Here is a 24,463-nt window from a genome sequence, read left to right on the forward strand (position 1 = left end):
CGGAGGTGTTCGGGAGGGCCCTTTGGTGTGGGCGGGGTGTCAGAGGGTGGTGGGGAGGTCGGTGCGGGAGGTGATGTGGAGTTTGGGGTAGGCCTTGTAGAGGTGGTGGGCGATGGTGCGGGGGCTGAGGAAGAGTTGGGCGGCGATCTCGCGGTTCGTGAGGCCTTGGGCGGCCAGGCGGGCGATCTGGAGTTCCTGGGGGGTGAGGGGGGAGTCGGGGGTGCCGGTGGGGCTGGTGGTGGGGGCCGGGGTGCCGGTGGCGGTGAGTTCGGTGCGGGCGCGGGCGGCCCAGGGGTGGGCGGCGAGGCGTTCGAAGGTTTCGAGGGCGGCGCGCAGGTGGGGGCGGGCGTCGGTGCGGCGGCGGGAGCGGCGCAGCCATTCGCCGTAGAGGAGGGCGGTGCGGGCCTGCTCGAAGGGGCGGTGGGTGCCTTCGTGGAGGTCGAGGGCGGCGCGGTAGGCGGATTCGGCGAGTTCGTCGGGGCCGAGCAGGGCCTGGCAGCGGAGTCGGAGCGCTTCGGTCCAGGGGCGGTCGGCGGCGGCGCTCCAGCGGGCGAAGCGTTCGTAGGGTTCGGCGGAGCGTTCGGGGGTGCCGAACCGGACGGCGGCTTCGACCAGGTCGGGGACGGCCCGGGTGGCGCTGACGTGGTGCCGGTGGGGGCCGGTGGTGAGGGTGCGCAGGCGGTCGGCGGCGTCGCCGGCGCGGCCGTGGCCGAGGTCGAGCAGGGCGAGTGCCCAGTGGGCCCAGGGGCGGCCGGCCGCGGGGGCGGCGGTCTGCGGGCCGGTGGTGGCGAGGGATTCGGCGGTGAGCCGGGTGCAGCGGTCGGTGTCACCGTCGAGGGCGGCCAGGTAGGCGAGGAGCGCGGTGAGTTGGCTGGTCCACTGGTGCTGGCCGGTGTCACGGGCGAGGGCGAGGGCTTCGGTGGCGGTGACTTCGGCGTCGCGGTGGCGGCCGTGGAAGAGTTCGGCCTCGGCGAGGAAGAACTGGAGGGTGGGCATCACACCGATGGTGCCCTTGGCGCGGGCTTCGGCGACGAGTTCGCCGCCGAGTTCGGCGGTCTCGTCGTCGCGGCCGAGGATGAGGGTGGCGCCGCAGAGTTGGACGAGGTCGACGGGGGTTTCGGCGCCGGCCTTGCGGGCTGCCGCAGCGGTGTCGCGGGCGGCGGGGGGCTGTGGTGCGGGCCGGCCGAGGGCGGGGAGTACGGCGGCGGGCAGGTGGCGGGCGAGCGGGGCGAGCGGGTCGTCGTCGGCGAGCGGTAGCGCGGCCAGCCGGTCGAGGACGGCGATCACCGGTTCCTCGCCCGCGTACCAGGCGGTGTGGAAGGCCTGGAACAGCATCCGGGCGGCGTGCGGCGCCTCGATGGCGGTGCCGGCGGCGTCGAGCAGCAGCCGGTAGGCGGTCGGGTAGGAGCCGCGCCAGAAGTGCGCGGTGGCCCGGACCTGGTCGAGCAGGGCGTGTGCCAGGGGGTTGTCGGTGCGGGCCCCGGCCTCGTCGGCGAGCGTCTCGGCCCGCACCAACTTCCCTTCTTCGGTGGCGGCTTCGGCGGCCAGGACGAGGCGGCGGGTGGCGGCGTCGCGGTCCGGGGTGAGCCGGGCGGCCCGCTCGTACGCGGCGGCGGCGCCGCCGTGGGCGCCGCGGGCCTCGGCGCGGACGGCGGTGCGTTCCAGCGCGTCGGCGAGGGCGGCGTCGGGGGTGGTGGCGGCGTGGGCCTGGTGCCAGGTGCGGCGGTCGCCGTCCGGCAGTGCTCCGGCGATGGCCTGGTGAATCGCCAGCCGCTGGTGGTGCGGGGCGCGTTGCAGGATGGCAGCCCGCAGGAGCGGGTGGCGGAAGGCGATCCGGCGGTCGGGGGTGACGCTCGCCAGGCCGGATTCCTCGGCGGGGCCGAGGTGTTCGGCGGGGACGCCGAGGGCGTCCGCGGCGGGCAGGACGACGTCGAGCTCGCCGGTCTCCTCGGCGGCGGCGACCAGCAGGAGGGTCTGGGTGGCCGGGGGCAGGCCGGTGACCTGGCCGTGGAAGGCGATCAGCAGCCGGCTGGTGAGCGGCAGGCCGCCGGGCGCGGGCGGCGGCGAGCCGTGGGTGTTCGCCTGCGTCCCGGTGGCGATGGGGAGTTCGGTGAGGGCGAGCGGGTTGCCGGCCGCCTCGACGAGCAGCCGCTCGCGGACGGCGGCGGACAGGCCGGGGCCGGCCCGGTGGTCCAGGAGCCGGGCGGCGTCGGGCTCGGGCAGGCCGTTCAGCCGGAGCTCGGGGAAGCCCGTGGTCGGGAGTTCCGGTGCGCCGCCGCCGGTGCGGGCGGCGAGCAGCAGGGCGACTCCTTCGGCCTGGAGCCGGCGGGCGGCCAGCAGCAGGGCGTCGAGGGAGGCGTCGTCCAGCCACTGCGCGTCGTCGAGGACGCACAACAGGGGCTTTTCGGTGGCGAGTTCGGCGAGCAGTCCGAGGGTGGCGAGCCCGACCAGCAGCCGGTCGACCGGGGCGCTTTCCTCGGAGAGTCCGAACGCCGCTTCCAGGGCGCGCCGTTGCGGCCCGGGCAGGGCGTGCAGCCGGTCGAGGCCGGGTGCGAGCAGCAGGCTCAGCCCGGCGAAGGGCAGTTCCGCCTCGTACTCGACGCCCGCCGCCCGGATCACCCGGAACGCCTCGCCCGCCCGCCCGACGGCGTGGTCCAGCAGCGCGGTCTTGCCGATCCCGGGCTCGCCCCGGAGCAGCAGCACCCCGCTGCGGCCTTCGCGTGCCGCGTCCAACAGTCCCGCCACGACGGACTGTTCGTGTTCCCTCCCGTACAGCATGCCCCCGACCCTACCGAGGCCCTCCCGGCCGCAGGTGCGGGCGGGCCCGCCGAGCACACCTACGTACCCCCCGCCGGACGCTACGTACCCCCATGCCGATACGTGACTGATTCGCCCGCGCCGGCCCGTCCCTACCTTGGTGAGCAGCGGGAACGAGCCGCTCAACCACCCACCGGGACACGGGAGAAGACCATGACCGAGATCACCGCCACCGCCCTCCAGCAGCTCGCCGAGCGCTACCTCGCGGTCTGGAACGAGACCGACCCGGGCGCCCGCCGCAAGCTGATCGACGAGGTGTGGGCCGTGGACGGCCGGTACACCGACCCGCTGGCCGCCGTCGCCGGCCGGGACGCGATCGACGCGCTGATCGGCGCGGCCCAGGCCCAGTTCCCCGGGCTGGAGTTCACCCTCGGCCCGGTGGACGCGCACCACGACATCGCCCGGTTCACCTGGAACCTCGGGCCGGCCGGCGCCGAGCCGGTGGTGATCGGCTTCGACGTCCTGGTGGCCTCGCCGGACGGGCGGATCGGCTCGGTGTACGGCTTCCTGGACCGCGTCCCGGGCGCCTGACGGCAGGCCGGACGGGTCGGGGGCCACCCCCACCGCCCCCGACCCACTCCCCCAACCCCACTGAGGAGAAGCCGAGATGAGCTCCGCCCTGACCGCCCGCCCATCGACCGCGACCGGCAATGCGCCCGACGATGCGCCCGGCACCGCGGGCACCGCCGCGAGCACCACCGCGCCCGGGGCCGAGGCGGCGGCCGACGCCCCGCGCGGCCTGCTGGCGGTCGTCCTGACCGCCACCTTCATGACCGCCCTCGACTTCTTCGTCGTCAACGTCGCCGTCCCGTCCGTCCAGGCCGACCTGGGCGCCGGACCGGCCGCCGTCCAGTGGGTGATCGCCGGATTCAGCCTGGCCCTCGCGGCCGGCCTGATCACCGCCGGCCGACTCGGCGACCGGTACGGCCGGCGCCGAGTGTTCGGGCTCGGCCTGGCCCTGTTCACCCTCGCCTCCGCGGGCTGCGGCCTCGCCCCCACCGCCGCCGCGCTGGTCGGCGCCCGGGTGGTGCAGGGCCTGGCGGCGGCGCTGATGGGCCCGCAGGTGCTGGCGATCCTGCGGACGGCGTTCAGCGGCGCGGCGCAGGCGCGGGCCTTCGCCCGGTACGGGCTGACCATGGGCGTCGGCGCGGTGTTCGGCCAGTTGATCGGCGGGCTGCTGATCCGGGCGGACCTCTTCGGCCTCGGCTGGCGCAGCTGCTTCCTGATCAACCTTCCGATCGGCCTGGCCGCCCTGGCCCTGGTCCGCCGCTGCCTGCCGGAGTCGCGCGCCCCGCAACGGCCGGGCCTGGACCCGGTCGGCGTGCTGCTGGTCACCACCGCGCTGACCGCCCTGGTGCTGCCGCTGATCCAGGGCCCCGCGCAGGGCTGGCCGCTGTGGACCTGGCTCTGCCTGGGCGGCGCGGTCGCCCTGCTGGCCGGCTTCGTGGTGCATCAGCACCGCACCCGGACCCGCGCCACTGCCCCCGGCTCCGTCACCGCCCCCGCCACCGACTCCGGCAGCAGCTCCGGCAGCGGCTCCGGCCCCGCCGCCCCGCTGGTCGACACCCGGCTGTTCCGGACCAGGGCCTTCGGCGCCGGTCTGCTCGCCCAGCTCGCCTTCTGGCTCGGCCAGGCGTCCTTCTTCCTGGTGCTCGCCCTGTACCTCCAGCTGGGCCGCGGCCTGGACGCGCTCGGCGCCGGACTGGTGTTCACGGCGATCGGCCTCGGCTACCTGCTCACCTCCAACGCCACCCACCGCGTCGCCGCCCGGCTCGGCGGGGCCCGGACGATCGCCGTCGGCGGGCTGCTGATGGCCGTCGGGCTGGGCCTGCTCGCCCTCGCGGTGTACGGCGCGCCGGGCGGGAGCGTGTGGTGGCTGACGCCGGGGCTGTTCGTGGACGGCCTGGGGATGGGCCTGGTGATCGCCCCGGTGACCTCCGTGGTGCTGGCCGGGGTCGAGCCCCAGCTGGTCGGGTCGGCCGCCGGGGTGCTGGCCACCGTGCAGCAGGTCGGCGGGGCGCTGGGCATCGCACTGATCGGCCTGCTCTACTACGGCGGGGGCGACCCGGCGGCCGCGTTCGGCCGCAGCGTGACGGCGCTGGCGGCGCTGGAGCTGGTGCTGGTGGGCCTGGTCCGGCTGCTGCCGCGGAAGGGCTAGCGGGACCGAGCGGGCGCGCACGAGCGGACGGGCTCACAGGAGCGGACGGGATCCCGGGAACGGGGGTGGGAGGGACGGGGCGGGTGGGGCGCGCGGGTGAGCTGCGGCCACCCGTCCGCCCCGTTCCGTCCCCCGCCCGCCCCGTTCCGCCGCCCGCCCGTTCCGTTCTGTCCCCCCGATCGGGTTGGATGGTCGGATGAGCGAGGAGAAGAGCGCCGTACCGGCGTGGGAGCAGCGGTTCAGGGCAGCACGGGTGTCACTCCCCGACTGGGCCGAGGACGCCCCCGACCGGGCGCTGTACGTGTCCAACGCGACCGGCACCTACGAGGTCTACGCCTGGGACCGGGTCACCGGCACCCACCGGCAGGTCACCGACCGGCCGAACGGCACCACCGACGCCGAGCTGTCCCCCGACGGCGCCTGGGTGTGGTGGTTCGACGACCACGACGGGGACGAGTTCGGCGTCTGGCGCCGCCAGCCCTTCGCCGGCGGGCCCGCGGACCGCAGCGCCGGCACCCCCGACGAGGAGGCCGTGCCCGGCCTCGCCCCCTCCTACTCGGCCGGCCTGGCGCTCGGCCGCGACGGCACGGTGGTCGTCGGACGTTCCACCGACGAGGACGGCACCACCCTGCACCTGCGCCGCCCCGGAGCGGCCGAGGCCGTCGAGATCTACCGGCACGCGGAGTACGGCGGCGTCGGCGACCTCAGCTACGACGGCACGCTGCTCGCCATCGACCACACCGAGCACGGCGACGCGATGCACTCCGCGATCCGGATCGTCCGCCTCTCGGACGGCACGGGCAGCACGAGCGGCACGACGGGCGAGCCCGCCGAAACCGTCGAAACCGTCGCCGAACTCGACGAGGTGACCGGCCGGGACGACCCGCGCGGCGTCGCCTGCCTCGGCTTCGCCCCGGTCGACGGCGACACCCGGCTGCTGGTGGCCCACCAGCGCACCGGCCGCTGGGAGCCGATGATCTGGGACGTCGCCACCGGCGCCGAGACCGCGCTGCCGCTGCGCGACGAGCAGGGGCGCGAGCTGCCCGGCGACGTCTCCGCGCAGTGGTGCCCCGGCGCCGAGGCGCTGCTCGTCGAGCACGAGTACGAGGCGCGCAGCGAACTGTTCTCGTACACGCTCGCCGACGGTCGGCTGACCCGGCTGGACACCCCGCGCGGCACCGTCGGCGGCGCCACCGCCCGCCCGGACGGCACCGTCGAGTACCTGTGGTCCTCCGCCGCCGAGCCCTCCGCCGTCCGCTCCACCGCCGGGACGGTCGTGCTGCGGGCGCCCGGCGCGGTGCCGCCCGGCTCCGTCCCGGTCGAGGACATCTGGGTGGACGGGCCCGGCGGGCGGGTGCACGCCCTGGTGCAGCGTCCGGCCGGGGCGGGCGAGGGGCCCTTCCCGACCGTGTTCGAGATCCACGGCGGCCCCACCCACCACGACAGCGACTCCTTCGCCGCCGGCCCGGCCGCCTGGCTGGACCACGGCTTCGCGGTGGTCCGGGTCAACTACCGCGGCTCCACCGGCTACGGCCAGGCCTGGACCGACGCCCTGCACGAGCGGGTCGGCCTGATCGAGCTGGAGGACATCGCGGCCGTCCGGGAGTGGGCGGTCGCGAGCGGCCTCGCCGACCCGCGCCGGCTGGTGCTCACCGGCGGCAGCTGGGGCGGCTACCTGACCCTGCTGGGCATCGGCGTCCAGCCGGACAGCTGGACGCTGGGCGTCGCCGCCGTGCCCGTCGCGGACTACCACGCCGCGTACGCCGACGAGATGGAAGCGCTCAAGTCGCTGGACCGCACCCTCTTCGGGGGCACCCCGGAGGAGGTCCCGGAGCGATTCACCGCCTCCTCGCCGCTCAGCTACGTCGAGCAGGTGCGGGTGCCGGTCTACATCAGCGCCGGGGTCAACGACCCGCGCTGCCCGATCCGGCAGATCGAGAACTACGTCGAGCGGCTGGAGCAGCTGGGCAAGCCGCACGAGGTCTACCGGTACGACGCGGGGCACGGGTCGCTGGTGGTGGAGGAGCGGATCAAGCAGCTGCGGCTGGAGATCGACTTCGTCCGGCGGCACCTCACCGCGGCGTCGGAGGCCGAGGCCGTGGCCGGAACCGAGGCCGGGACCGAGGCCGGCGACGGGGAGACGGTGTGAGGCGTCTGCTGACGCTCGCGGGGGTGGCGGTGGCCGGGGCCCTGGTGCTCACCGGCTGCTCGGGCGGGCACGGCGCCGAGGCCGCCTGCCCGCCCCCGGCCGGCCCCACGCCGACCACGGCCGCGCCAACCGCACCGGCCGCCACCGCGACCCGCGCGAGCGCAGCGGGGCCGAACGCGCCGGGGCCGGGACCCGCCGTCGCCCGGGCGGCGTACGCGCCTGCGGCGGGCGAGGACGCGGTCCAGCTCGCCAGGGGATCCAGCGGGTCGAAGGGCTCGTCCGGCTCGAAGGGCTCCGGGTCGAAGGGCTCCGGCTCCAAGGGGACGAAGACCGGGCGCACCGTGCACCACCACATCGACCGCTACGACTCGAACGACGACGTGAGCGGCGGCCACGGCCGGTGCCACGACGAGCCGGCGTTCACCGAGTCGCCGACGCCGGTGCCGTCCTCCCCGACGGCGCCCGGTAAGCCGACGACCGCACCGGTCGTCCCGGCCCTGCCGTCCGCTCCCTCCGTCCCCGGCAAGCCGACCCGCTGAGGCGGGCCGGCCGAGCAGGGGCCGGCCGAGCAAGGGTGGGCCGAGCAGGGGCGCCGAACCGCGGAGGTCAGTCCAGGACCGGGTCCAGTCCGAGGGCCCGGTCCTGCTCCGCCTCCCCCTCGCGGCGCACCAGGCGGAACCACATGAAGATGACGAAGCCCCCGAAGACGAACCACTCCAGGGTGTAGCCGAGGTTCTGGAACGCCCGCAGGGTGAGCCCGTCGCCGCCCTGCGGCTGGACCGTCGGCACCGGGGTCAGCCCGGCCGGCACCGCGTCGGCGGCGACCCAGCCGTCGTACCAGCCGTCGTACGCGAGCGCGTTGAGCAGCGCCGCCCGGTTGACCGTGCCGAGCTGACCGGCCGGCAGACCGCCCGCCACGGCGCCGTTGCTGCCACTGGACTCACCGGCCTGCAGCCGCCCGGTGACGGTCACCTGGCCGGGAGGCGGCGGCGCGGCCGCGGACGCGCCCTCGGCGGGCGCACCGGGCGCCCAGCCGCGGACCACGGCGGCGAACCGGCCGTCGGCGGTGCGCAGCGGAGTGAGCACGTAGTAGCCCTGCTTGCCGTCGACCATCCGGTTCGGGACGAGGAGCTGGTGCTCCGCGTCGTAGCTGCCGGTCACGGTGACGGGCTTGCCGACGGTCTCGGTGGTCACCTGCGGGGTGGCCTGGTTGAGCAGGTCGTCGATCGGCCGCACATCACTCGAAGCGGTGACGGTCTGCTTGGTCTCCTGGTGCGACGAGAACCGGTCCTCGAACCGGCCGAGCTGCCAGGAGCCCAGCCAGACGCACACCGCCACGGCCGCGACGGCCAGCGCGGTGCCGCCGAGCCAGCGCGGAGTCAGGAGGAACCGGTACACACCCCCACGGTAACCACTCCTCACACCCGTCCCGGCCGCAGGGGTCCGCCATCGGCCACTCCGGACCGGCTGGTCGCCCGTCCGACCCTGCCCGCCCGGCCCCGACCGCCTCCCCTGACCGCCCGCCGCCGGACCGCCGCCGGACCGCGGAGCCCGTCAGCCCGCCGGGGGCGTGTCCGACGGCGGCGACGCCGGTGCGCCCACCGCCTGGACGCCGCCGCGGTACAGGGTGCCGGCGCAGGCCACGGGGAAGGTCGCGGTGGCAACGGCAGGGCTGCCGGGGGCGGGGGTGTGGGCGATGGTGGCGGTGGCCGGCGCCGTGGTGGGGTTGCCGGTCGGGGTGGCGGTGGGGCTGGGGGCGTTGGTGGGCCCGGCGCTGGGGGACGAGCTGGCCTGGGGGTTGGTGCTGGGGACCGCCGAGGCGTCCGAGGCCGCCGGGGCGGCACCGGTGGCGGCGGCGGGTGCCTGGGAGGCCCCGGCGGCCTGGTTGGCGCCGCCCTGGCTGGTGGGCCCGGTGGTGGCGGTGCTGCCGCCGGAGGTGGGGCAGGTCCGGTCGGGGATCCAGTCGAACGACACCCGGTAGCCGGCCTGCGGGGCGAGGACGGGGGGCTCCGCGTCCATCGCGGGCAGGTCGCCGGCCGGGTCGCCGGCGGCGTGGTCGGCGGTGCGCACGCGGCTGCGGTCGGTCCCGCTCACCGCCGTGACGGCGACGGCGCCGGGGCCGCCGAGCCGGCAGCTGCGGCCGGAGACGTTGTACACGGTGAACGAGCCGTGGATCCGGCCGTCGGCGTCGGCCGGGCCGACCTGTGCGCCGCCCTGGCCGAGGTCGGCCCGGGTGCAGAGCGGGGTGATCGGGCTGTCGCCGGTACTGGCGGCGGGGGCGGCCGGGGCGGTGGTGCCATCGGCGCGGGTGGTGCTGGCGCCGGGGCTGGGTGAGGCGGTGGGGGTGCCGGAGGGTGACGCGGTGTCGCCGGTGCCGCTGGGGCCGGGCCGCGAGGGCGTGCCGGTGCCGGGGGCACCGCCGGCCCTGGTGCCGGTCGGTGCGGCGGGGGCCGGGCTGCTGGCGTCGGCCGAGCCGGGGCCGCCGGACAGGCCCAGGTGCTCACCGTCGTGCAGGGCGGGCAGGGCGACGGCGACGGCGAGGGCGAGGGCGACGGCGCCGGTCCAGGCTCCGCGCCGGGCGGCCCGGCGGCGGGGTACGGCGTACCGGATCCGCGGCAGGCCGCCGGGTTCGGGCTGGATGCCGGCGACGGCGCCGCGCATCAGGTCGCGGACGCTTCGTTCCTCGGCGGAGAGCCCGTCGCCCTCACCGTCCGAGGGCCACCGCCCGGCGCCGTCAGCCATGCCCGGCCTCCATCTGGATGCGCAGGGCGGCGAGTCCGCGCGAGCCGTAGGCCTTCACCGATCCGAGCGAGATGCCGAGGGTCTCGGCGACCTGCGCCTCCGTCATGTCCACGAAGTAACGCAGCACCAGAACCTCCCGCTGACGGCGTTGCAGACCACGGAGCGCGGCCTTCAACTGGTCGCGCTCCAGCGCATCGTAAGCGCCTTCTTCTGCACTGGCCATGTCAGGCATGGGCTTGGGCAGCAGGCGCAGGCCGAGGATCCGTCGGCGCAGGGTCGAGCGGGACAGGTTGACGACGGTCTGCCGCAGGTAGGCCAGGGTCTTCTCGGGCTCGCGGACCCGGCGCCGGGCGGCGTGCACCCGGATGAACGCCTCCTGGACGACGTCCTCGCAGGTCGAGAGGTCGTCCAGGAGCAGCGCGGCGAGCCGCAGCAGGGAGCCGTAGTGGGCCTGGTAGGTCTCGGTGAGCAGGTCTTCGCTGGTACCCGCGTCGGTACCGGCACCGGAGCCCGCCGCACCGGGTGCGACCGCGGTCATCTGGTCGTCTTCCGGCCTACTCGCCGGCCACGGGGCGCGCGAGGGGAAGGCCACCACGGCTCTCGCCGGGATGCCCGCCCCTGCTCCCACCATCACGTTCGCCACGCCCGTTGGACACTCGATCCCCTGTCATGGTTGCCCAGCCCGGGGGCCATTCTTCCGCATCGGCGGAAGAGGCCTCCAGGGGATTCCATCGGGATTCCGGACAGATTGTGTCGAGGAGCGGACACGTCCTCCCCGGATCGGGGGCCGCGCGGGCCCGGGAGCGGGCGGCTCCAGGCCTTCCCGGGCCATCTCCCGGGCCTCCTACCAGGCCTCTTCCCGCGCCCTCTCCCAGGCCTCTCCCAGGCCTCTTCCCGTGCCTCTCCCGGGCTTCCTGCCAGGCCTCTTCCCCCACCTTCTCCTACGCCGCTCCCGGCGCGCCTTCCTGCGTCACCGTCAGCTCACCCGCCACCAGCTCCGCGATCTGCAGCAGGTTGAGCGCCGCACCCTTGCGCAGGTTGTCGCCGCAGAGGAAGAGGTCGAGCGCGGCCGGCTCGTCGAGGGCCCGGCGCACCCGTCCGACCCAGACCGGGTCCGTCCCGACCACGTCGTTCGGCGTGGGGAACTCGCCGGCCGCCGGATCGTCGTACAGCACGACCCCGGGGGCGTCGCGGAGGATCTGCTGCGCGTGCTCCTGGGTGACCTCGCGTTCGAAGAGCGCGTGCACGGCCAGCGCGTGGGTGCGGACGACCGGGATGCGGACGCAGGTCGCGGAGACCTTGAGGGCGGGCAGGCCGAGGATCTTGCGGGCCTCGGCACGGATGCCGACCTCCTCGGAGGACCAGCCGCCGTCCACCAGGGAGCCGGTCCAGGGCACCGCGTTGAGCGCGAGCGGGGCGGCGAACGGCCCGTGGTCGGCGATCACCGCGCGCAGGTCGCCGGCCTGCCGGCCGACCTCGGTGCCGGCCACCAGGGCGGTCTGCTCGCGCAGCGCCGCCTCGCCGATCCGGCCCTCACCGGAGGCGGCCTGGTAGGAGGCGACGACGAGTTGAACGAGCCCGTACTCGGCGTGCAGGGCGCCGACGGCCGCGATCATCGCGAGGGTGGTGCTGGCGGGGCTGGCGACGATGCCGCGGGCGCGCAGCCGCAGCGCGGCCGCGTTGACCTCGGGGACGACCAGCGGCACGTCCTCGGCGGTGCGGAAGGCGGCGGAGTCGTCGACCACCACGACGCCCTTGGCGGCCGCGATCGGCGCCCACTGGGCGGAGACCTCGTCGGGGACGGCGAACACGGCGACGTCGATCCCCTCGAAGGCCTCCTCGGCCAGCGGGACGACCTCGACCGGCACCCCGCGCACGACCGGCTTGCGGCCGGCCGAACGCGGGGAGGCGACGAGTCGGATCTCGCCCCAGACGTCCTGGCGCAGGGAGAGCAGGCCGAGCAGCACCTCGCCGACCGCGCCGGTGGCGCCGACGACGGCGAGGTTCGGCCGCCGGGTCATCGCCCGGTGCCTCCGTAGACGACGGCCTCGTCCGTCTCGCTGTCCAGTCCGAAGGCGCTGTGCACGGCGCGGACGGCCTCCGGCACGTCCTCGGCGCGGGTGACGACCGAGATGCGGATCTCCGAGGTGGAGATCAGCTCGATGTTGACGCCCGCGGCGGACAGCGCCTCGAAGAAGGCCGCCGTGACACCCGGGTTGGAGCGCATGCCCGCGCCGACCAGGGAGATCTTGCCGATCGCGTCGTCGTAGCGCAGCGACTCGTAGCCGATGCCCTCCTTGACCCGGCCGAGCGCGTCGATGGCCTTCTGGCCCTCCGCCTTGGGCAGGGTGAAGGAGATGTCGGTCAGCCCGGTCGACGCGGCGGAGACGTTCTGCACCACCATGTCGATGTTGACCTCGGCGTCCGCGATGGCGCGGAAGATGCGGGCCGCCTCGCCCGGCTTGTCGGGCACGCCGACGACCGTGACCTTGGCCTCGGACGTGTCGTGGGCGACTCCGGAGATGATGGCCTGCTCCATCTCGCCCCCTTCGGGCTTGTGCGGGTTCTCGTTGCTGACGATCGTCCCGGGAAGACCCGAGAAGGACGAGCGTACGTGAATCGGGATGTTGTAGCGCCGGGCGTACTCCACGCAGCGGTCGAGCAGCACCTTGGAGCCGGACGACGCCAGCTCCAGCATGTCCTCGTACGCGATCCAGTCGATCTTGCGGGCCTTCGCCACCACGCGCGGGTCGGCGGTGAACACGCCGTCCACGTCGGTGTAGATCTCGCAGACCTCGGCCTTGAGCGCGGCGGCGAGGGCGACGGCGGTGGTGTCCGAGCCGCCGCGGCCCAGCGTGGTGATGTCCTTGCTGGTCTGCGACACGCCCTGGAAGCCGGCCACGATCGCGATGTTGCCCTCGTCCAGGGCGGTGCGGATGCGACCAGGCGTCACGTCGATGATGCGCGCCTTGTTGTGGACGGAGTCGGTGATGACGCCGGCCTGGCTGCCCGTGAAGGACTGCGCCTCGTGCCCCAGCGATTTGATCGCCATGGCCAGCAGCGCCATGGAGATGCGCTCTCCAGCGGTCAGCAGCATGTCGAACTCACGGCCGGCAGGAAGCGGTGACACCTGCTCCGCGAGTTCGATGAGCTCGTCCGTCGTGTCGCCCATTGCGGACACCACGACGACGACCTCATGGCCGGCCTTCTTGGCGTCAACGATTCGGCGGGCAACGCGCTTGATGCCTTCGGCATCCGCAACGGATGAGCCGCCGTACTTCTGCACGACAAGGCCCACGTGCGCTCCTCGACTTGTGTCGTCTTCCGGGGGCACCAGGCCCCCGCACCCCCGGGGAAAAGGGGCTGTGCGGTCGGCGCCAGTCTACCGAGCAGGGGTGCCACAACCGGCGCTTTCCATATGATGAGACGCCCGTTTCAGCAGGTGGTCGGCGAAACGGGCGGCACCACCGGCAGGTCTGCGGGCAATTCGCCACCGCCCCGAAGAATCGGCGGATCAACGGACGGCGATCCGGCGGGATTTCTTTTCCGCGCGGAATGCTGAGGCATTCGTCACAATCAGCCGACGACCGGCCGATGCCCGGCAGATGCCGGACAGACGACCGCCGGGGGCGCACCGAAAACCGGCGCGCGCCGGGGGCGACGTTCGGGCGTGCCGGAATCGCGCGGACGTGCCGGAATGACACGGGCAGCGGAGGGCGGCGCTACCGCCCGAGGCCCAGCTCCGCCGCCATCAGGTCGCCGGCCTGCTGCTCCAGCTGCTCGTCGGTGAGCCCGTCGTCGTCGGTGTCGGCGCCGTCCGGCACCGCACCGATCGGACTGTCCAGCCGGACGTGCGCGATCAGTGACTGCAGCGCCCGCAGCACCGCCGTGCAGGTCGTGCCCCAGTTGGAGAGGTACGAGAACTGCCACCACCACAGCGCCTCGCTGACCCGGCCCTCGCGGTAGTGGGTCAGCCCGTGCTGCAGCTCGCCGACCACGCCGGCCAGGTCGTCCGAGATCCGGAAGGCGTTCGGCTTCTCCGGCGGGCCGTACGGGTCGAAGACCTCGTGGTAGACGTCGATCGGCGCGAGCAGCTCGGCCAGTCGCTCGCGCAGCTGCTCGCCGTCCGGCTCCGGCCCCGCGTCGGGCTCGAAGCGGTCCTCCGGGACGACGTCCTCGATGGCGCCCAGCCGGCCACCGGCCAGCAGCACCTGCGAGACCTCCAGGAGCAGCAGCGAGACCGCGCTGCCCGGCTCGTCGCCCTTGGCGACCTCGGTGACGGCGAGCACGAAGCTCTCCACCGAGTCGGCGATCTGCACGGCGAAGTCGTCCGGCTCCGAACCGTGCGCATGGATGTGCGGGGTGTGGCTCTGCGGCTCCCCGTGCGGCTGTCCGGGGGCCGGCTGGTGGGCCTGCCCGTGGGACGGCTGGTGGGGCGTGTGGGGCTGCTGGTCGAGCGTCCGGTCAGACATCGAGAAGTCGTCTCCCTTCGAAGGCGCGACCGAGGGTGACCTCGTCCGCGTACTCCAGATCCCCGCCGACGGGCAGGCCGCTCGCCAGCCGGGTCACCTTCAGGCCCATCGGCTTGCAGAGCCGGGCCAGATAGGTGGCGGTCGCCTCCCCCTCCAGGTTGGGGTCGGTGGCCAGGATCAGCTCGGTGACCGTGCCGTCCGCGAGGCGCGCCAGCAGCTCGCGGATCCGCAGGTCGTCCGGGCCGACGCCCTCGATGGGGCTGATCGCGCCGCCCAGCACGTGGTAGCGGCCGCGGAACTCGCGGGTGCGCTCGATGGCGACGACGTCCTTGGACTCCTCGACCACGCAGATGACGCCGAGGTCGCGGCGCGGGTCCAGGCAGACCCGGCACTGTTCGGCCTCCGCGACGTTGCCGCAGACCGCGCAGAACCGGACCTTGTCCTTGACCTCCAGCAGCGCGTGCGCGAGGCGGCGCACGTCGGTCGGGTCGGACTGCAGGATGTGGAAGGCGATCCGCTGGGCGCTCTTGGGCCCGACGCCGGGCAGCCTGCCCAGTTCGTCGATCAGGTCCTGAACCACGCCCTCGTACAACGTCGCGCCTTCCCTCGGATGGTCGGTGGTGCTCCGGTGCCATCATCCAACGAATCGGGCGCCGGACACACCGCCCGACGCCCGACTCCCACATAAATCACATGGGTCCGTTGTCTGAACTTCAGAACTTCAGGACCTCAGACCTGCCTGCTCGGAGCCCCCGTCCGGGAGCTCCCCCAGGTCAGAACGGCAGACCGGGGATGCCCCCGCCCAGGCCCTGGGTCAGCGGGCCCATGCGCTCGGCCTGCATCTTCTGCGCCGACTGGTTGGCGTCCCGCACGGCCGCCAGGACCAGGTCGGCCAGGGTCTCGGTGTCCTCCGGGTCGACGGCCGCCGGGGCGATGGTCAGCGCCACCAGCTCACCGGCACCGGTCACCGTGGCCTCGACCAGGCCACCGCCCGCCGAACCGCTCACCTTCGTCTCCGCCAGCTCCTGCTGCGCCTGCGCGAGATCCTGCTGCATCTTCTGCGCCTGCTTCAGCAGCTGCTGCATGTTGGGCTGGCCACCACCGGGGAACACGGCTCACTCCTCGCTTCGTGCTTGCTGTCCTGCGTCGCCGTCCTGCCTGCGGTCACGTCCGCTTGCAGTCCCGCTCGCGTCGTCACGGCCGAGCCTACGTGCTGCCGGGGCGGACCGTCGCTCAGTTGCCGCGGTGGTGGATCTCCTCCAGAACCGTCGCGCCCAGCTCCCGGATGATCAGCTCCTGACCGGAGAACGCCTCCTCGTTGAGGTCCGGGTCGTCCTCCTCCGGGATGTCGTCCTCCGGCGCCACCGCGCGCACCGGACGGGCCGGCGGCGCGGCCACCGGCGGCGGGGCCTGGACCGGCGCGGGCGCCGGGGCGGCCTGCACCTGCGGGGACGGCTGCGACCGGACCGGCGCGGGCACCGGAGCCGGAGCCGGCACCGGCGGCGCGGCGGCCGCCGGACGGGCCGGGGCCCCCCAGCCGCCACCGCTCGGGGCGGCACCGCCCAGGCCACCGCCGCCGATGGCCGTACCGCCGCCGAGGGAACCGCCCCCGGACGGGTCGACGATGCACTCGATCCGCCAGTCCACACCCAGCGCGTCGGTCAGCGCCTGGCGCAGCACGTCATCGCTGTTGCTGCCGACGAAGCTGTCCCGGGCGCCCGCGTTGATGAAGGACACCTGGAGCACGCTGCCGTCGAACCCGGCCACCTGGCCGTTCTGGCTGAGCAGGATCCAGGTGAAGCGGCGGCGGTTCTTCACCGCCTCCAGAATCTGCGGCCACAGCTGCCGGACCTGCGCCGCGCCCTGTTGCGCGGCGGCCGACGCCGGCTCGGCGGGCTGCCCGGCCGGGGCGGGCGCGGGCGCCGCGGGGGCAGGGGCAGGGGCGGGGGCGGGGGCGGGGGCGGACACCGGGGCCTCGACGGCCTCGGCGGCCTGGGCCGGCGGCTGCGGCGAGGGGGCCGCGGCCGGGGCCCCGCCCGCCGGCGGGAAGCTGCGCGGGATCGGCCAGGCACCCGGCGCGGGCCCGGCGGGCGCCGCGGGGGCTGCCGGTGCTGCCGGTGCTGCCGGTGCGACTGGCGCAATCGGTACCGGAGCCGCCGCAGGGGCCGTCGCGACCGGCGCGGCCTGCACCGGGGCGGCCTCCGTCACCGGCGCCGGCGCCGGAACGGGCGCGGCCATGGGCGCCGCCACCGGCACCCCCACCGCCATCGGCGCGGCGAACCCGCCGGCCGCCGCCCGGCGCTCCAGCTTGTCCAGCCGCGCCTGCAAGGACAGCTCGTCGCTGTACGCGCCCGGCAGCATCACCCGGGCGCAGATCAGCTCCAGCTGCAACCTCGGCGCCGCGTTGCCGCGCATCTCGGTCAACCCGGTGTTGACGATGTCCGCCGCCCGGCTCAGCTCCGCCGAGCCGAACGCGTCCGCCTGCGCCTGCATGATCGCGACCCGGTCCGCCGGGGCGTCGATCAGCCCCTTCTCCCCCGCCTCCGGCACGGTGGCCAGGATCACCAGGTCGCGCAGCCGCTCCAGCAGGTCGGCGACGAAGCGGCGCGGGTCGTGCCCGCCCTCGACCACCCGGTCGATCACCTGGAACACCGTCGCCCCGTCGTGCGCGGCGAAGGCGTCCACCACCTCGTCCAGCAGCGCCGAGTCGGTGTACCCGAGCAGCGAGGTCGCCATCTGGTACGTCACGCCGCCCTCGGCGGCGCCGGCCAGCAACTGGTCCATGACCGACATCGAGTCACGCACCGACCCGGCCCCGGCCCGGACCACCAGCGGGAACACCGAGTCCTCGACCTGGATGCCCTCCCGGCCGCAGACCTCCGCCAGGTAGTCGCGCAGCGTGCCCGGCGGGACCAGCCGGAACGGGTAGTGGTGCGTCCGGGACCGGATCGTCCCGATCACCTTCTCCGGCTCCGTGGTCGCGAAGATGAACTTGAGGTGCTCCGGAGGCTCCTCGACCACCTTGAGCAGCGCGTTGAACCCGGCCGAGGTCACCATGTGCGCCTCGTCCAGGATGAAGATCTTGTAGCGACTGTGGACCGGCGCGAAGAACGCCCGCTCCCGCAGCTCGCGCGCGTCGTCCACACCACCGTGCGAGGCCGCGTCGATCTCGATCACGTCGATCGAGCCGGGCCCGCCGGTCGCGAGGTCGCGACAGGACTGGCACTCCCCGCAGGGCGTCGGCGTCGGCCCCTGTTCACAGTTCAGACAGCGGGCCAGGATGCGCGCACTCGTCGTCTTCCCGCAGCCGCGCGGCCCGCTGAACAGGTACGCGTGGTTGACCCTGTTGTTACGCAGGGCCTGCTGGAGCGGAGCGGTCACGTGCTCCTGCCCGATGACCTCCGCGAAGGTCTCGGGGCGGTAGCGGCGGTACAGGGCTAGGGACACACCCCCGACGATATCGGGACGCGCCGACAAACGCGTCGCCCCTCGCCTCGCCGCCGTCCCCCACCGCCCCCCGGCGACCGCCCGGGAACGCAAAGACCCCCCGTGCACCCGCCAGAGCCCTCTTACCCTTGCTGCCTTCCGGCCCTGGGGGGGTTCAGAGAGATAACGCCACACGAGGGGCTGACCCCCACACTACCGGATCCGAGCCCCGACGATCCACAGGCAACCCCACCCTCCCGCCTACGGGATCGCTGGTCGCGACCACCCCCGAACATGTACTAAGCTCTCCCACGGAGGATTCGCCTAGAGGCCTAGGGCGCACGCTTGGAAAGCGTGTTGGGGGCAACCCCTCACGAGTTCGAATCTCGTATCCTCCGCCGGCAGAAGGCCCGGACCGTTCCGACGGTCCGGGCCTTCGTCGTTCTGCCCGGCCTCGCTAGGCGCTGTCGATGAGGGCTTGGACGCCGTCGAAGATGCGGTCGAGGCCGAACTCCAGCGGGTCGACGGTCTCGGGGACGAAAGCGCCAGCGGCGATGGCGCGGATCAGGGTGGGAAAGCGGTCGGCATGCCGGTCGAGCAGTGCACCGCTGAGGCGGGCCCACTCCTGGCTGTGCTCCTCGTCGAAGTCGAGCTACTGCTGATGGGCGCCGACTCCGAGCCGCTTGCGCTCGAAGCCGTGACCATCGACGAACGGGCCGAGGGCATCACGTTCCACCTCCCGTTCTTCATCTTCCAGGGCGACGGCGACGTGCTCACCCAGCCCGCCCGGCCAAGCGCCTCTTCGACGTGACCGCCCCGGTCAAGACTTCGCACTCATCCGGGGCGCCGGCCACTTCGCGTCCTTCCGCCACCCCAACCAGGTTCCTCGACCTGAGCCCGGCGACAACCGTTGCGGGCCGCGGAAGCTCGCCGTTCCCCACCTGTTCCGGGCCTTTCATCGCGCTGAAGGCGAACGGCTGTGCCGCGCACGCTTCCTGTTTCGACCCAGGAGCCGCGTGACTATCCGTGTGGCTGGTCCACCGCCGGATCGGGTCTTGGGAGCCTCCGGATCCGCCTAGGATCCGAGATCTCAGCGGCTCCGGTCACGAAGATGGGCGATACGGGCAGCGTGTGGGTCAAAGGGCAGGAAGTCATCGAGTATATGAGCGAATTCGTCGGCTTCAAGCTCGGACTGACCGTCTCCGCAGAACAGCTCGCGCAGGCGGTGAGGACGCATGGTGCGCTGGAGCTATGGCCGGATGACCTCGAAGTCACCTACCGCTACCAGTCCGAAGCCATGGAGTACCTCGGCCACACGCTCCTCACCGCGTTCGGCGACCCGGATGCCGCCGACGTCCGGGACTCGCCCCTGGCGATCGCTCCTCTCCTGAAGGAGTTCGCGGATCTCGGCGATCTTGACGAAGCGCTCAAGTTCGTCATGAACGGCCTTCCGGAACTACCTCTGAACGATCAGGGAGACGCGCTGGATCCGGCCCCGCTCCTCGAAGAGGTATCCCGGCGGTGGGGGGGCGGACGGAGTGGCAGTGACTCTGCGGCTCATGGGAACCGTCAATGCGCGTCTCACATCCAACCTCTGGATCCGGGTCCGGCGGACGGAACACAGCTCCCGGGTCGACCTTCGCGATCTCTTCGACTCGGAATCGCTGCCCCTGCCCCTGGGCGTGTTCATCGATCAGCGGTTCATCGACTACCTCGACGCCAACACCAAAGAGTTGGCTTGCATGCACTGGCGACAGTTCGAGGGACTCGTTGCAGAGAAGCTGCGCCGTGAAGGCCTGAAGGTAGGCCTTGGCCCCGGCCGCGCCGACGAGGGCGTGGACGTCCGCGCATGGGATCCTGACGCACCAGCGGATGCACCAGCGGTCCTACTGGTGCAGTGCAAGCGAACCCGCCAAAAGATCGAACGCGTGGTCGTCAAGGCGTTGGCTGCAGACGTGATCTTTGAAGGGGCTCGCCGGGGAATGGTGGCTACCACCTCCGCCTGGTCGCCAGGCGCTCGCTCCACGGTGGACGCGCGGAGCTACCCCGTAGACGAAGCGAACCAGGACACACTGATCGACTGGCTTGCCCAGATGCGGACCCCTGGCGCAGGTCTCTGGCTACCAGAGGGGATCCGTCAGGTCCCCCGTGTATGAACCCGCGGGCCTACTGAACATGAGCTCCGAGCTGTGCAGGGACGACCCGCCGTGGTTCCAGTCCTGGCTGTCTTCACCCCCGTTCCGGCGAGGTTCGGAACACGTCCAGTAAGTCGTCTCCAACAGATCAGGGCGCCCACGTTCGCCGACAACGCCCAGACGAACATTGGGAAGGCGCGGCTGGGGCAGCTCCTCACGAATTCGAATCCCGCCCCCTGCCAACGTCGACCGGCCGGGGCCACGTTAAATCGCGCTGTTTCAGCCACGCGCCAACGGATCCTCTCCAACGGAACTCCCGGAATCTGGTGACGGCCTGGATTCGTTGGTCGCTCCACGCCGCGACGAGGTACCCCAGATCACGCTGGTCGTGTCGTGGTAGTCGTCCGCGATGTTCGGCCCCCCAATTCGGTCTGCGTCTGATGCCTGGCCGACGCGGTCATCGAGGTGCGGCCGATCTTGGTACCCAACTCGCGGATCCGGGCCGGTTCCCCCGGAGTCCGCGAGTCGAGAGTCCGTCTTCGGCTGTTCGGGCTTGTCGCGAGCGGGGTGTGTCGCAGCCGATGCCTCTTCTTCGAGCCACGTCTCACCGGCCCACCGACCCGACAAGTGCTGTCGGATCCGTTCGGCCGCCACGACTCGGCCGGAGGCGTCCGTTGAGCGTGCGATCCGGTGCACAAGCACCTCCCGCTCGACAGATCCCTCCTCCAACCCGAGCTCCTCCAGCAGTTCGCGCACGCGTTCGACCACGGTCGAGTCCGGATCCACCAGTGACGGAGCAACGGAATCGACGGGGATCGTCTCTCCATCGCGCTCCTCAGCCGAGCACTCCGGACCACCCGATCCATACCCTGGGATGCCCGGCGCAGGTGTCGACTCGCAGGTGGGAAAACCGGCCACCAAACGTCGAAACGGTTCAGGCACCTCGGTGTCATTCGCAGCGGCGGACAACTGGGCGAGAGGCCCGATCATTTCCACTGCCTTCTCCACTTCATCCTCGTGACGCGTCAGCCACCACACCACCGCACTACCGGGGCTCTTCAGCACCTCCTCGCCGATATAGGACCGCCTGTTTCGCTCGTACTGCTGGTGTTGTTCCCAGGCGTCCTCCGTCTTGCGAAGCCTGGCCAACTTCTCCAGCCGGTCACGGTCAGACTGGTTCAGGGTCAACGTGGCATTGGTCGCCAGTGCGGTGAAGAGCCCCGACGCATCGGCGGCCTCAGCACCCAGCGATCCGACCAACCGGTATCGGGCGGCGTCCCAGTGGTAGGGGTGTTCCTGACTGGTGATGAGCTGCGCCCGCTTCAGTACCGCCGACACGGCAAGGTTTCCCAGGCTGGCGTGTGGGAGGTCCGGATGACTTCGCGTCGGCCGCCAACGCACAGTGGCAGAGAACACGAAGTCGTAGTCAGGTAGCGCACTCGGAAGGGTCAGACCATCCACGTGGGTTTCTTGAAGCGGCTCTGCGGGAGGATTTGGCCTGATGTACAACGGCTCCGACAGCGGCTCTGCCACGGGTGAATGGCGTGGACTCTGACGCACCACCAACAAACCCAGGCCAGCTGCCATGGTCAGCGCAAGAAAGATGCCCACCCAGGCCGGCCAGTTGAACAGCCGACCGACCAGAGCAGGAACCGATGCACAGACGAAGACGAGGAAGACGGGTAGGGCCTTGTTTCGGTAATTCATCGAGGCTCCCTCTCTGGTACGCCAGGACGACTATCAAGGGTCTCAATGCCCTGAGCGAAGTCGATCTTCTGCCAAAACCGGTAGGCGGTCGCCTTCCGAGAGTCCGAGGACCCATTCGGAGCCGAAGTCTCTGCCACGGCCCAGTCGCGAGTGATCAGGTAGAGGTGGTTCAGAACGGACTGGCGGCCCTCGGCGGCCTGAAGCACAACGTCCAATGCATTCCGCCATCCGCGCGCGCCGTCTGCCGCGGTCAACCACTGGTGTGCTGTGGGCGCCCAGCTGTCAGTGGGCAAGGCCAGCACTGCCTGCCAGCTGGCACGAAGGGCCTGCCACGGCGGTGGGAACAGGATCCCGGCCGGCTTGAGGAGTGCGAGAAGCAGCGTCAGGTTGGGAGTCGGCGACGTACCTGACCGGGCGAGCAACCGGTCGATCAGTTGCTCGTAGAGGCGCCGGTCCGCCCTGGCCAGCTCCAGGAGTTCCGCCCGAGCGACATCGATCTCCTCACCGCCGGACCGCAACGCCAAGTGATGGAGCCGCACTACTGCCTGATCGGGGTGACTGGCGCCGATGACGTGGCGGCACAGGCCAGTCAGCACGCGTAGAAGATCTGGAGAGAGCCTTGGCCCGACCGCCCAGTCGTAGATCTTCGAACGGATCCTGGCGCCGTACCGTTCGTGATTGAGTCCCTGCTCAAGGAGGGCCGCCGCCTCAGCGTTCCACCGTCTGGAGGTACCGGATCGTGTCCAGAGTTCAGCCAGAGTGGAGAGGTCGCCAGGTCGTCCCGCAGCGAGTGACTGCTCTGCGAAACGCACAACCAGGTTCGTCCGGTCGTCGCCCGTAAGTTCCGGCAACGCGACTGACCGGCCGACCCAGTCCCGCAGGTTTTGTCGCAGGTCCGGGAAGTTGACCCAGAAGTGGTTTCGTACAGCGCCATCGTATGCGAGCCGCTCGAAGCGGACCCGGCCGTCGTGGTCGCGCCGAATATGCAACGACGTCAGCTGCTCGCCCAAGTCGGCCTGAGCCAGTCGGGGTGTCTCATCACCGTTGTGCCGCAGCTCGGCCAGTAGGCTGGCTGCACTGTGGAAGACAGCGTCAGCGGTGGCACCGTTGAGCATGGCCGCGGTGAGTAGCAACGCCCGCTCCTTCACCGTGCGGTGGGCACTCACCTGCCTGGCCACCTCGCCCGTCCAATTGGTGACTACGGCAACCGCCTCGTCCCGCCAGGCAGAGAAGTCGGAGCCGTAGGCGCCACTGTCCCGCGCACGGCACACCATCTCCGCGAACCTGGCCAGCTCACGCATAGGTGACTCGTGAAGCAGGTGTTTCAGCTCCGGTACGCTCAAATGTTCAGGCACGAAGTCGATGCCGCCCACTCGGAGGTAGCGGCTGAGCACCGCAGGCCCGTGAGGTCGTCCTACATGCACGACGAGCGGCGCGAACTCGGCATCCAGCAGATAGCCGAGACCGGCTGGCAGAACGACGACCATGCGTGCGGCGTTCTGTTCAACAACCGCCCGGTAAGAGGTCAGAACGCGCTGAGCGCCCAGGTAGGCGTCGTCGGGCGTACTGGACAGGTCGAGAAGGAACCGGTCGTCCGGTGCGATATCCAGGCCGCTTTCCTCGCGTTCCACCGACAGTTCTTCGAACCTCCCCGCTGGCAGGTCGAGTTGGTGCAACAGCATGGTGGCGGCGGCACGGCGACCGCTGCCTTCCGGGCCGTCCAAGAGGACAACGGAACCGGGGGTGGCCAGCCTCTCCACGGCGGTGCCGTAGCGATCCGGCGGCACGAACCAGCGGCTGAGTCGCAACCGGTGCTGGTGAGCGATCACCAGCGGATTGGTGCCCGTTCTGACCAGTCGATCGGACGTCGCGGTAGTGTGCCAGAAGTTGTACTGCGGTCCGCTTCCGCTGTGGAGCGGTCCCTGTGAGTCGTTGACCCAGCTGTAGGCCCCTTCGCTCACCTGTCTCCGTCCTCAGGGCAGCGACTGTTGTCGATGTTGGTACGGACGGTGCCGGAGTGCTTGCCGGCGATGTAGTTGACACCCATCCCGTCGCCGGAGAACCGCGGGGCCGTGTACTGGTGTCCGCTGCCCGTGTGCACCGGACCGCTCGGTTCACTGACAAAGGTTCCAGAGAAGCCCCCGGTCAGATTGCCGATACCGCCACGCTGCCTGCTGCGGATCTCGCGGGCACGGATCTGGATACCCGCCGATCGGATCTCGCCATCATCCGTGTCATCCAACCGCCGCTGATCGTGGCCGACGCCCAGGCGGTCGGCAGCGGCCAGCTGCGGAACGAGGGCGGCCAAGTCGTTCCCGATGCGGGTGAGGTCAGCTTCCGCATTTCGCAGGTCCAGTCGCCTGTACTGATGGTCCGCCAATCCGGACAGCACGAGGGGCAGGTCCGCGCGCTTCAAGCGAGGCGCGCGATCAACCAAGACAGGGACGATCAGAGCACCGGACTCGAACGCCTCGATGATCTCCCTGCGAGTCCAGTCCTCAGGGTTGTCAAGCGCCCGGCTTCCGTCTGCGCTCGACGCTTCCATCCAGCGCAGACCGATTACGGGCAACAGAACGCTACTGCGTCGAACGGCGGTGATCAGTGCCTGCGGAAATTTCTGACCTGCTTCGATCGACTTACTGGCCCGGAATACCCGATCGCTGCCGAAGCGCCGGGAGAGCTCCCGTTCGAGCAACGTGGCGGTGCCTTCCTCGTCTCCGGTACGGTAGTTGATAAAGATGTCAGGCATGGCGGATCTCCTCCCCGGAGGTACGTCTTTGGGTCCAGCAACGGAACGGCCGCGCCGACCTGCCGGTTACGCAGGCACGAGTCCCCGCTGCAGCGGCCGAACCGTTTG

The 24,463-nt window shown here is 72.2% G+C and carries 19 protein-coding genes, 1 tRNA gene and 1 other RNA gene; 7 read left to right on the forward strand and 14 right to left on the reverse strand.

From position 1 onward, the window contains the following. Positions 1-39: 39 nt before the first annotated feature. A complete protein-coding gene (locus ACIO9K_RS04590; protein WP_400327075.1) occupies positions 40-2,778 on the reverse strand; it encodes an AAA family ATPase in 2,739 nt (912 codons plus the stop codon). A gap of 192 nt (positions 2,779-2,970) precedes the next feature. Between ACIO9K_RS04590 and ACIO9K_RS04595 the strand changes: the two genes are divergently transcribed. From ACIO9K_RS04595 to ACIO9K_RS04610, 4 genes are all read left to right on the forward strand, one after another. Further along, entirely contained in the window at positions 2,971-3,348 is a 378-nt protein-coding gene (locus tag ACIO9K_RS04595; protein WP_371518052.1) for a nuclear transport factor 2 family protein, read from the forward strand. Between the two features lie 76 nt (positions 3,349-3,424). Continuing rightward, positions 3,425-4,975 carry an MFS transporter gene (locus ACIO9K_RS04600; protein WP_400327078.1) on the forward strand — a complete coding sequence of 517 codons (1,551 nt, stop codon included), beginning with the start codon at positions 3,425-3,427 and terminating at the stop codon, positions 4,973-4,975. Positions 4,976-5,171: 196 nt separating this feature from the next. Next, positions 5,172-7,124, forward strand: coding sequence for a S9 family peptidase (locus ACIO9K_RS04605; RefSeq protein WP_400327080.1), 1,953 nt, complete (start codon positions 5,172-5,174; stop codon positions 7,122-7,124). Further along, positions 7,121-7,663, forward strand: coding sequence for a hypothetical protein (locus tag ACIO9K_RS04610; protein WP_400327082.1), 543 nt, complete (start codon positions 7,121-7,123; stop codon positions 7,661-7,663). The genes ACIO9K_RS04605 and ACIO9K_RS04610 overlap by 4 nt, the downstream gene beginning before the upstream one ends. A 67-nt stretch (positions 7,664-7,730) precedes the next feature. Here the strand turns inward: ACIO9K_RS04610 and ACIO9K_RS04615 are convergent, their stop codons facing one another. The 10 genes from ACIO9K_RS04615 to ffs form a co-directional block, all read right to left on the reverse strand. Then, positions 7,731-8,522 carry an SURF1 family protein gene (locus tag ACIO9K_RS04615; protein ID WP_363579720.1) on the reverse strand — a complete coding sequence of 264 codons (792 nt, stop codon included), beginning with the start codon at positions 8,520-8,522 and terminating at the stop codon, positions 7,731-7,733. A 156-nt stretch (positions 8,523-8,678) separates the two neighbouring features. Further along, the gene (locus tag ACIO9K_RS04620; protein ID WP_363623024.1) at positions 8,679-9,866 is read right to left on the reverse strand and encodes a hypothetical protein; all 1,188 of its coding nucleotides are present in this window, start codon (positions 9,864-9,866) and stop codon (positions 8,679-8,681) included. Further along, positions 9,859-10,404 carry a SigE family RNA polymerase sigma factor gene (locus tag ACIO9K_RS04625; protein WP_363579722.1) on the reverse strand — a complete coding sequence of 182 codons (546 nt, stop codon included), beginning with the start codon at positions 10,402-10,404 and terminating at the stop codon, positions 9,859-9,861. Before ACIO9K_RS04625 ends, ACIO9K_RS04620 begins: the two co-directional genes overlap by 8 nt. A 403-nt stretch (positions 10,405-10,807) precedes the next feature. Then, positions 10,808-11,887, reverse strand: coding sequence for an aspartate-semialdehyde dehydrogenase (locus ACIO9K_RS04630; protein ID WP_363579723.1), 1,080 nt, complete (start codon positions 11,885-11,887; stop codon positions 10,808-10,810). Further along, complete coding sequence (locus ACIO9K_RS04635) at positions 11,884-13,164, reverse strand: aspartate kinase (RefSeq protein WP_063348651.1); 1,281 nt, start codon at positions 13,162-13,164, stop codon at positions 11,884-11,886. The genes ACIO9K_RS04630 and ACIO9K_RS04635 overlap by 4 nt, the downstream gene beginning before the upstream one ends. Before the next feature lie 424 nt (positions 13,165-13,588). Next, positions 13,589-14,338, reverse strand: coding sequence for a DUF5063 domain-containing protein (locus ACIO9K_RS04640; protein ID WP_363579724.1), 750 nt, complete (start codon positions 14,336-14,338; stop codon positions 13,589-13,591). Next, entirely contained in the window at positions 14,331-14,930 is a 600-nt protein-coding gene (gene recR / locus ACIO9K_RS04645) for a recombination mediator RecR (protein ID WP_350876365.1), read from the reverse strand. The genes ACIO9K_RS04640 and recR overlap by 8 nt, the downstream gene beginning before the upstream one ends. Positions 14,931-15,111: 181 nt before the next feature. Further along, complete coding sequence (locus ACIO9K_RS04650) at positions 15,112-15,450, reverse strand: YbaB/EbfC family nucleoid-associated protein (protein ID WP_063348649.1); 339 nt, start codon at positions 15,448-15,450, stop codon at positions 15,112-15,114. Between the two features lie 121 nt (positions 15,451-15,571). Beyond that, positions 15,572-17,785: a DNA polymerase III subunit gamma and tau gene (locus ACIO9K_RS04655; RefSeq protein WP_400327087.1), complete on the reverse strand. Its 2,214-nt coding sequence runs from the start codon at positions 17,783-17,785 to the stop codon at positions 15,572-15,574. Positions 17,786-17,876: 91 nt separating this feature from the next. After that, positions 17,877-17,967: signal recognition particle sRNA small type (ffs, locus tag ACIO9K_RS04660), an RNA gene on the reverse strand. A 110-nt stretch (positions 17,968-18,077) separates the two neighbouring features. Between ffs and ACIO9K_RS04665 the strand changes: the two genes are divergently transcribed. From ACIO9K_RS04665 to ACIO9K_RS04675, 3 genes are all read left to right on the forward strand, one after another. Continuing rightward, a tRNA-Ser gene (locus tag ACIO9K_RS04665) sits at positions 18,078-18,162 on the forward strand. Between the two features lie 80 nt (positions 18,163-18,242). After that, the gene (locus ACIO9K_RS04670; RefSeq protein ID WP_363627824.1) at positions 18,243-18,575 is read left to right on the forward strand and encodes a hypothetical protein; all 333 of its coding nucleotides are present in this window, start codon (positions 18,243-18,245) and stop codon (positions 18,573-18,575) included. A gap of 748 nt (positions 18,576-19,323) precedes the next feature. Then, positions 19,324-19,920: a restriction endonuclease gene (locus tag ACIO9K_RS04675; protein ID WP_400327090.1), complete on the forward strand. Its 597-nt coding sequence runs from the start codon at positions 19,324-19,326 to the stop codon at positions 19,918-19,920. Positions 19,921-20,178: 258 nt separating this feature from the next. On the opposite strand, the gene ACIO9K_RS04680 is transcribed toward ACIO9K_RS04675, so the two are convergent. The 3 genes from ACIO9K_RS04680 to ACIO9K_RS04690 are packed head-to-tail and all read right to left on the reverse strand — an operon-like array spanning position 20,179 to position 24,355. Next, positions 20,179-21,606, reverse strand: coding sequence for a hypothetical protein (locus ACIO9K_RS04680; protein WP_400327092.1), 1,428 nt, complete (start codon positions 21,604-21,606; stop codon positions 20,179-20,181). Next, the gene (locus ACIO9K_RS04685) at positions 21,603-23,567 is read right to left on the reverse strand and encodes a hypothetical protein (protein WP_363627827.1); all 1,965 of its coding nucleotides are present in this window, start codon (positions 23,565-23,567) and stop codon (positions 21,603-21,605) included. Before ACIO9K_RS04685 ends, ACIO9K_RS04680 begins: the two co-directional genes overlap by 4 nt. Beyond that, positions 23,564-24,355: a toll/interleukin-1 receptor domain-containing protein gene (locus tag ACIO9K_RS04690; protein WP_363627828.1), complete on the reverse strand. Its 792-nt coding sequence runs from the start codon at positions 24,353-24,355 to the stop codon at positions 23,564-23,566. Before ACIO9K_RS04690 ends, ACIO9K_RS04685 begins: the two co-directional genes overlap by 4 nt. Positions 24,356-24,463 lie beyond the last annotated feature (108 nt).

The organism is Kitasatospora sp. NPDC087271, from assembly GCF_044744605.1.
GTDB lineage: Bacteria > Actinomycetota > Actinomycetes > Streptomycetales > Streptomycetaceae > Kitasatospora.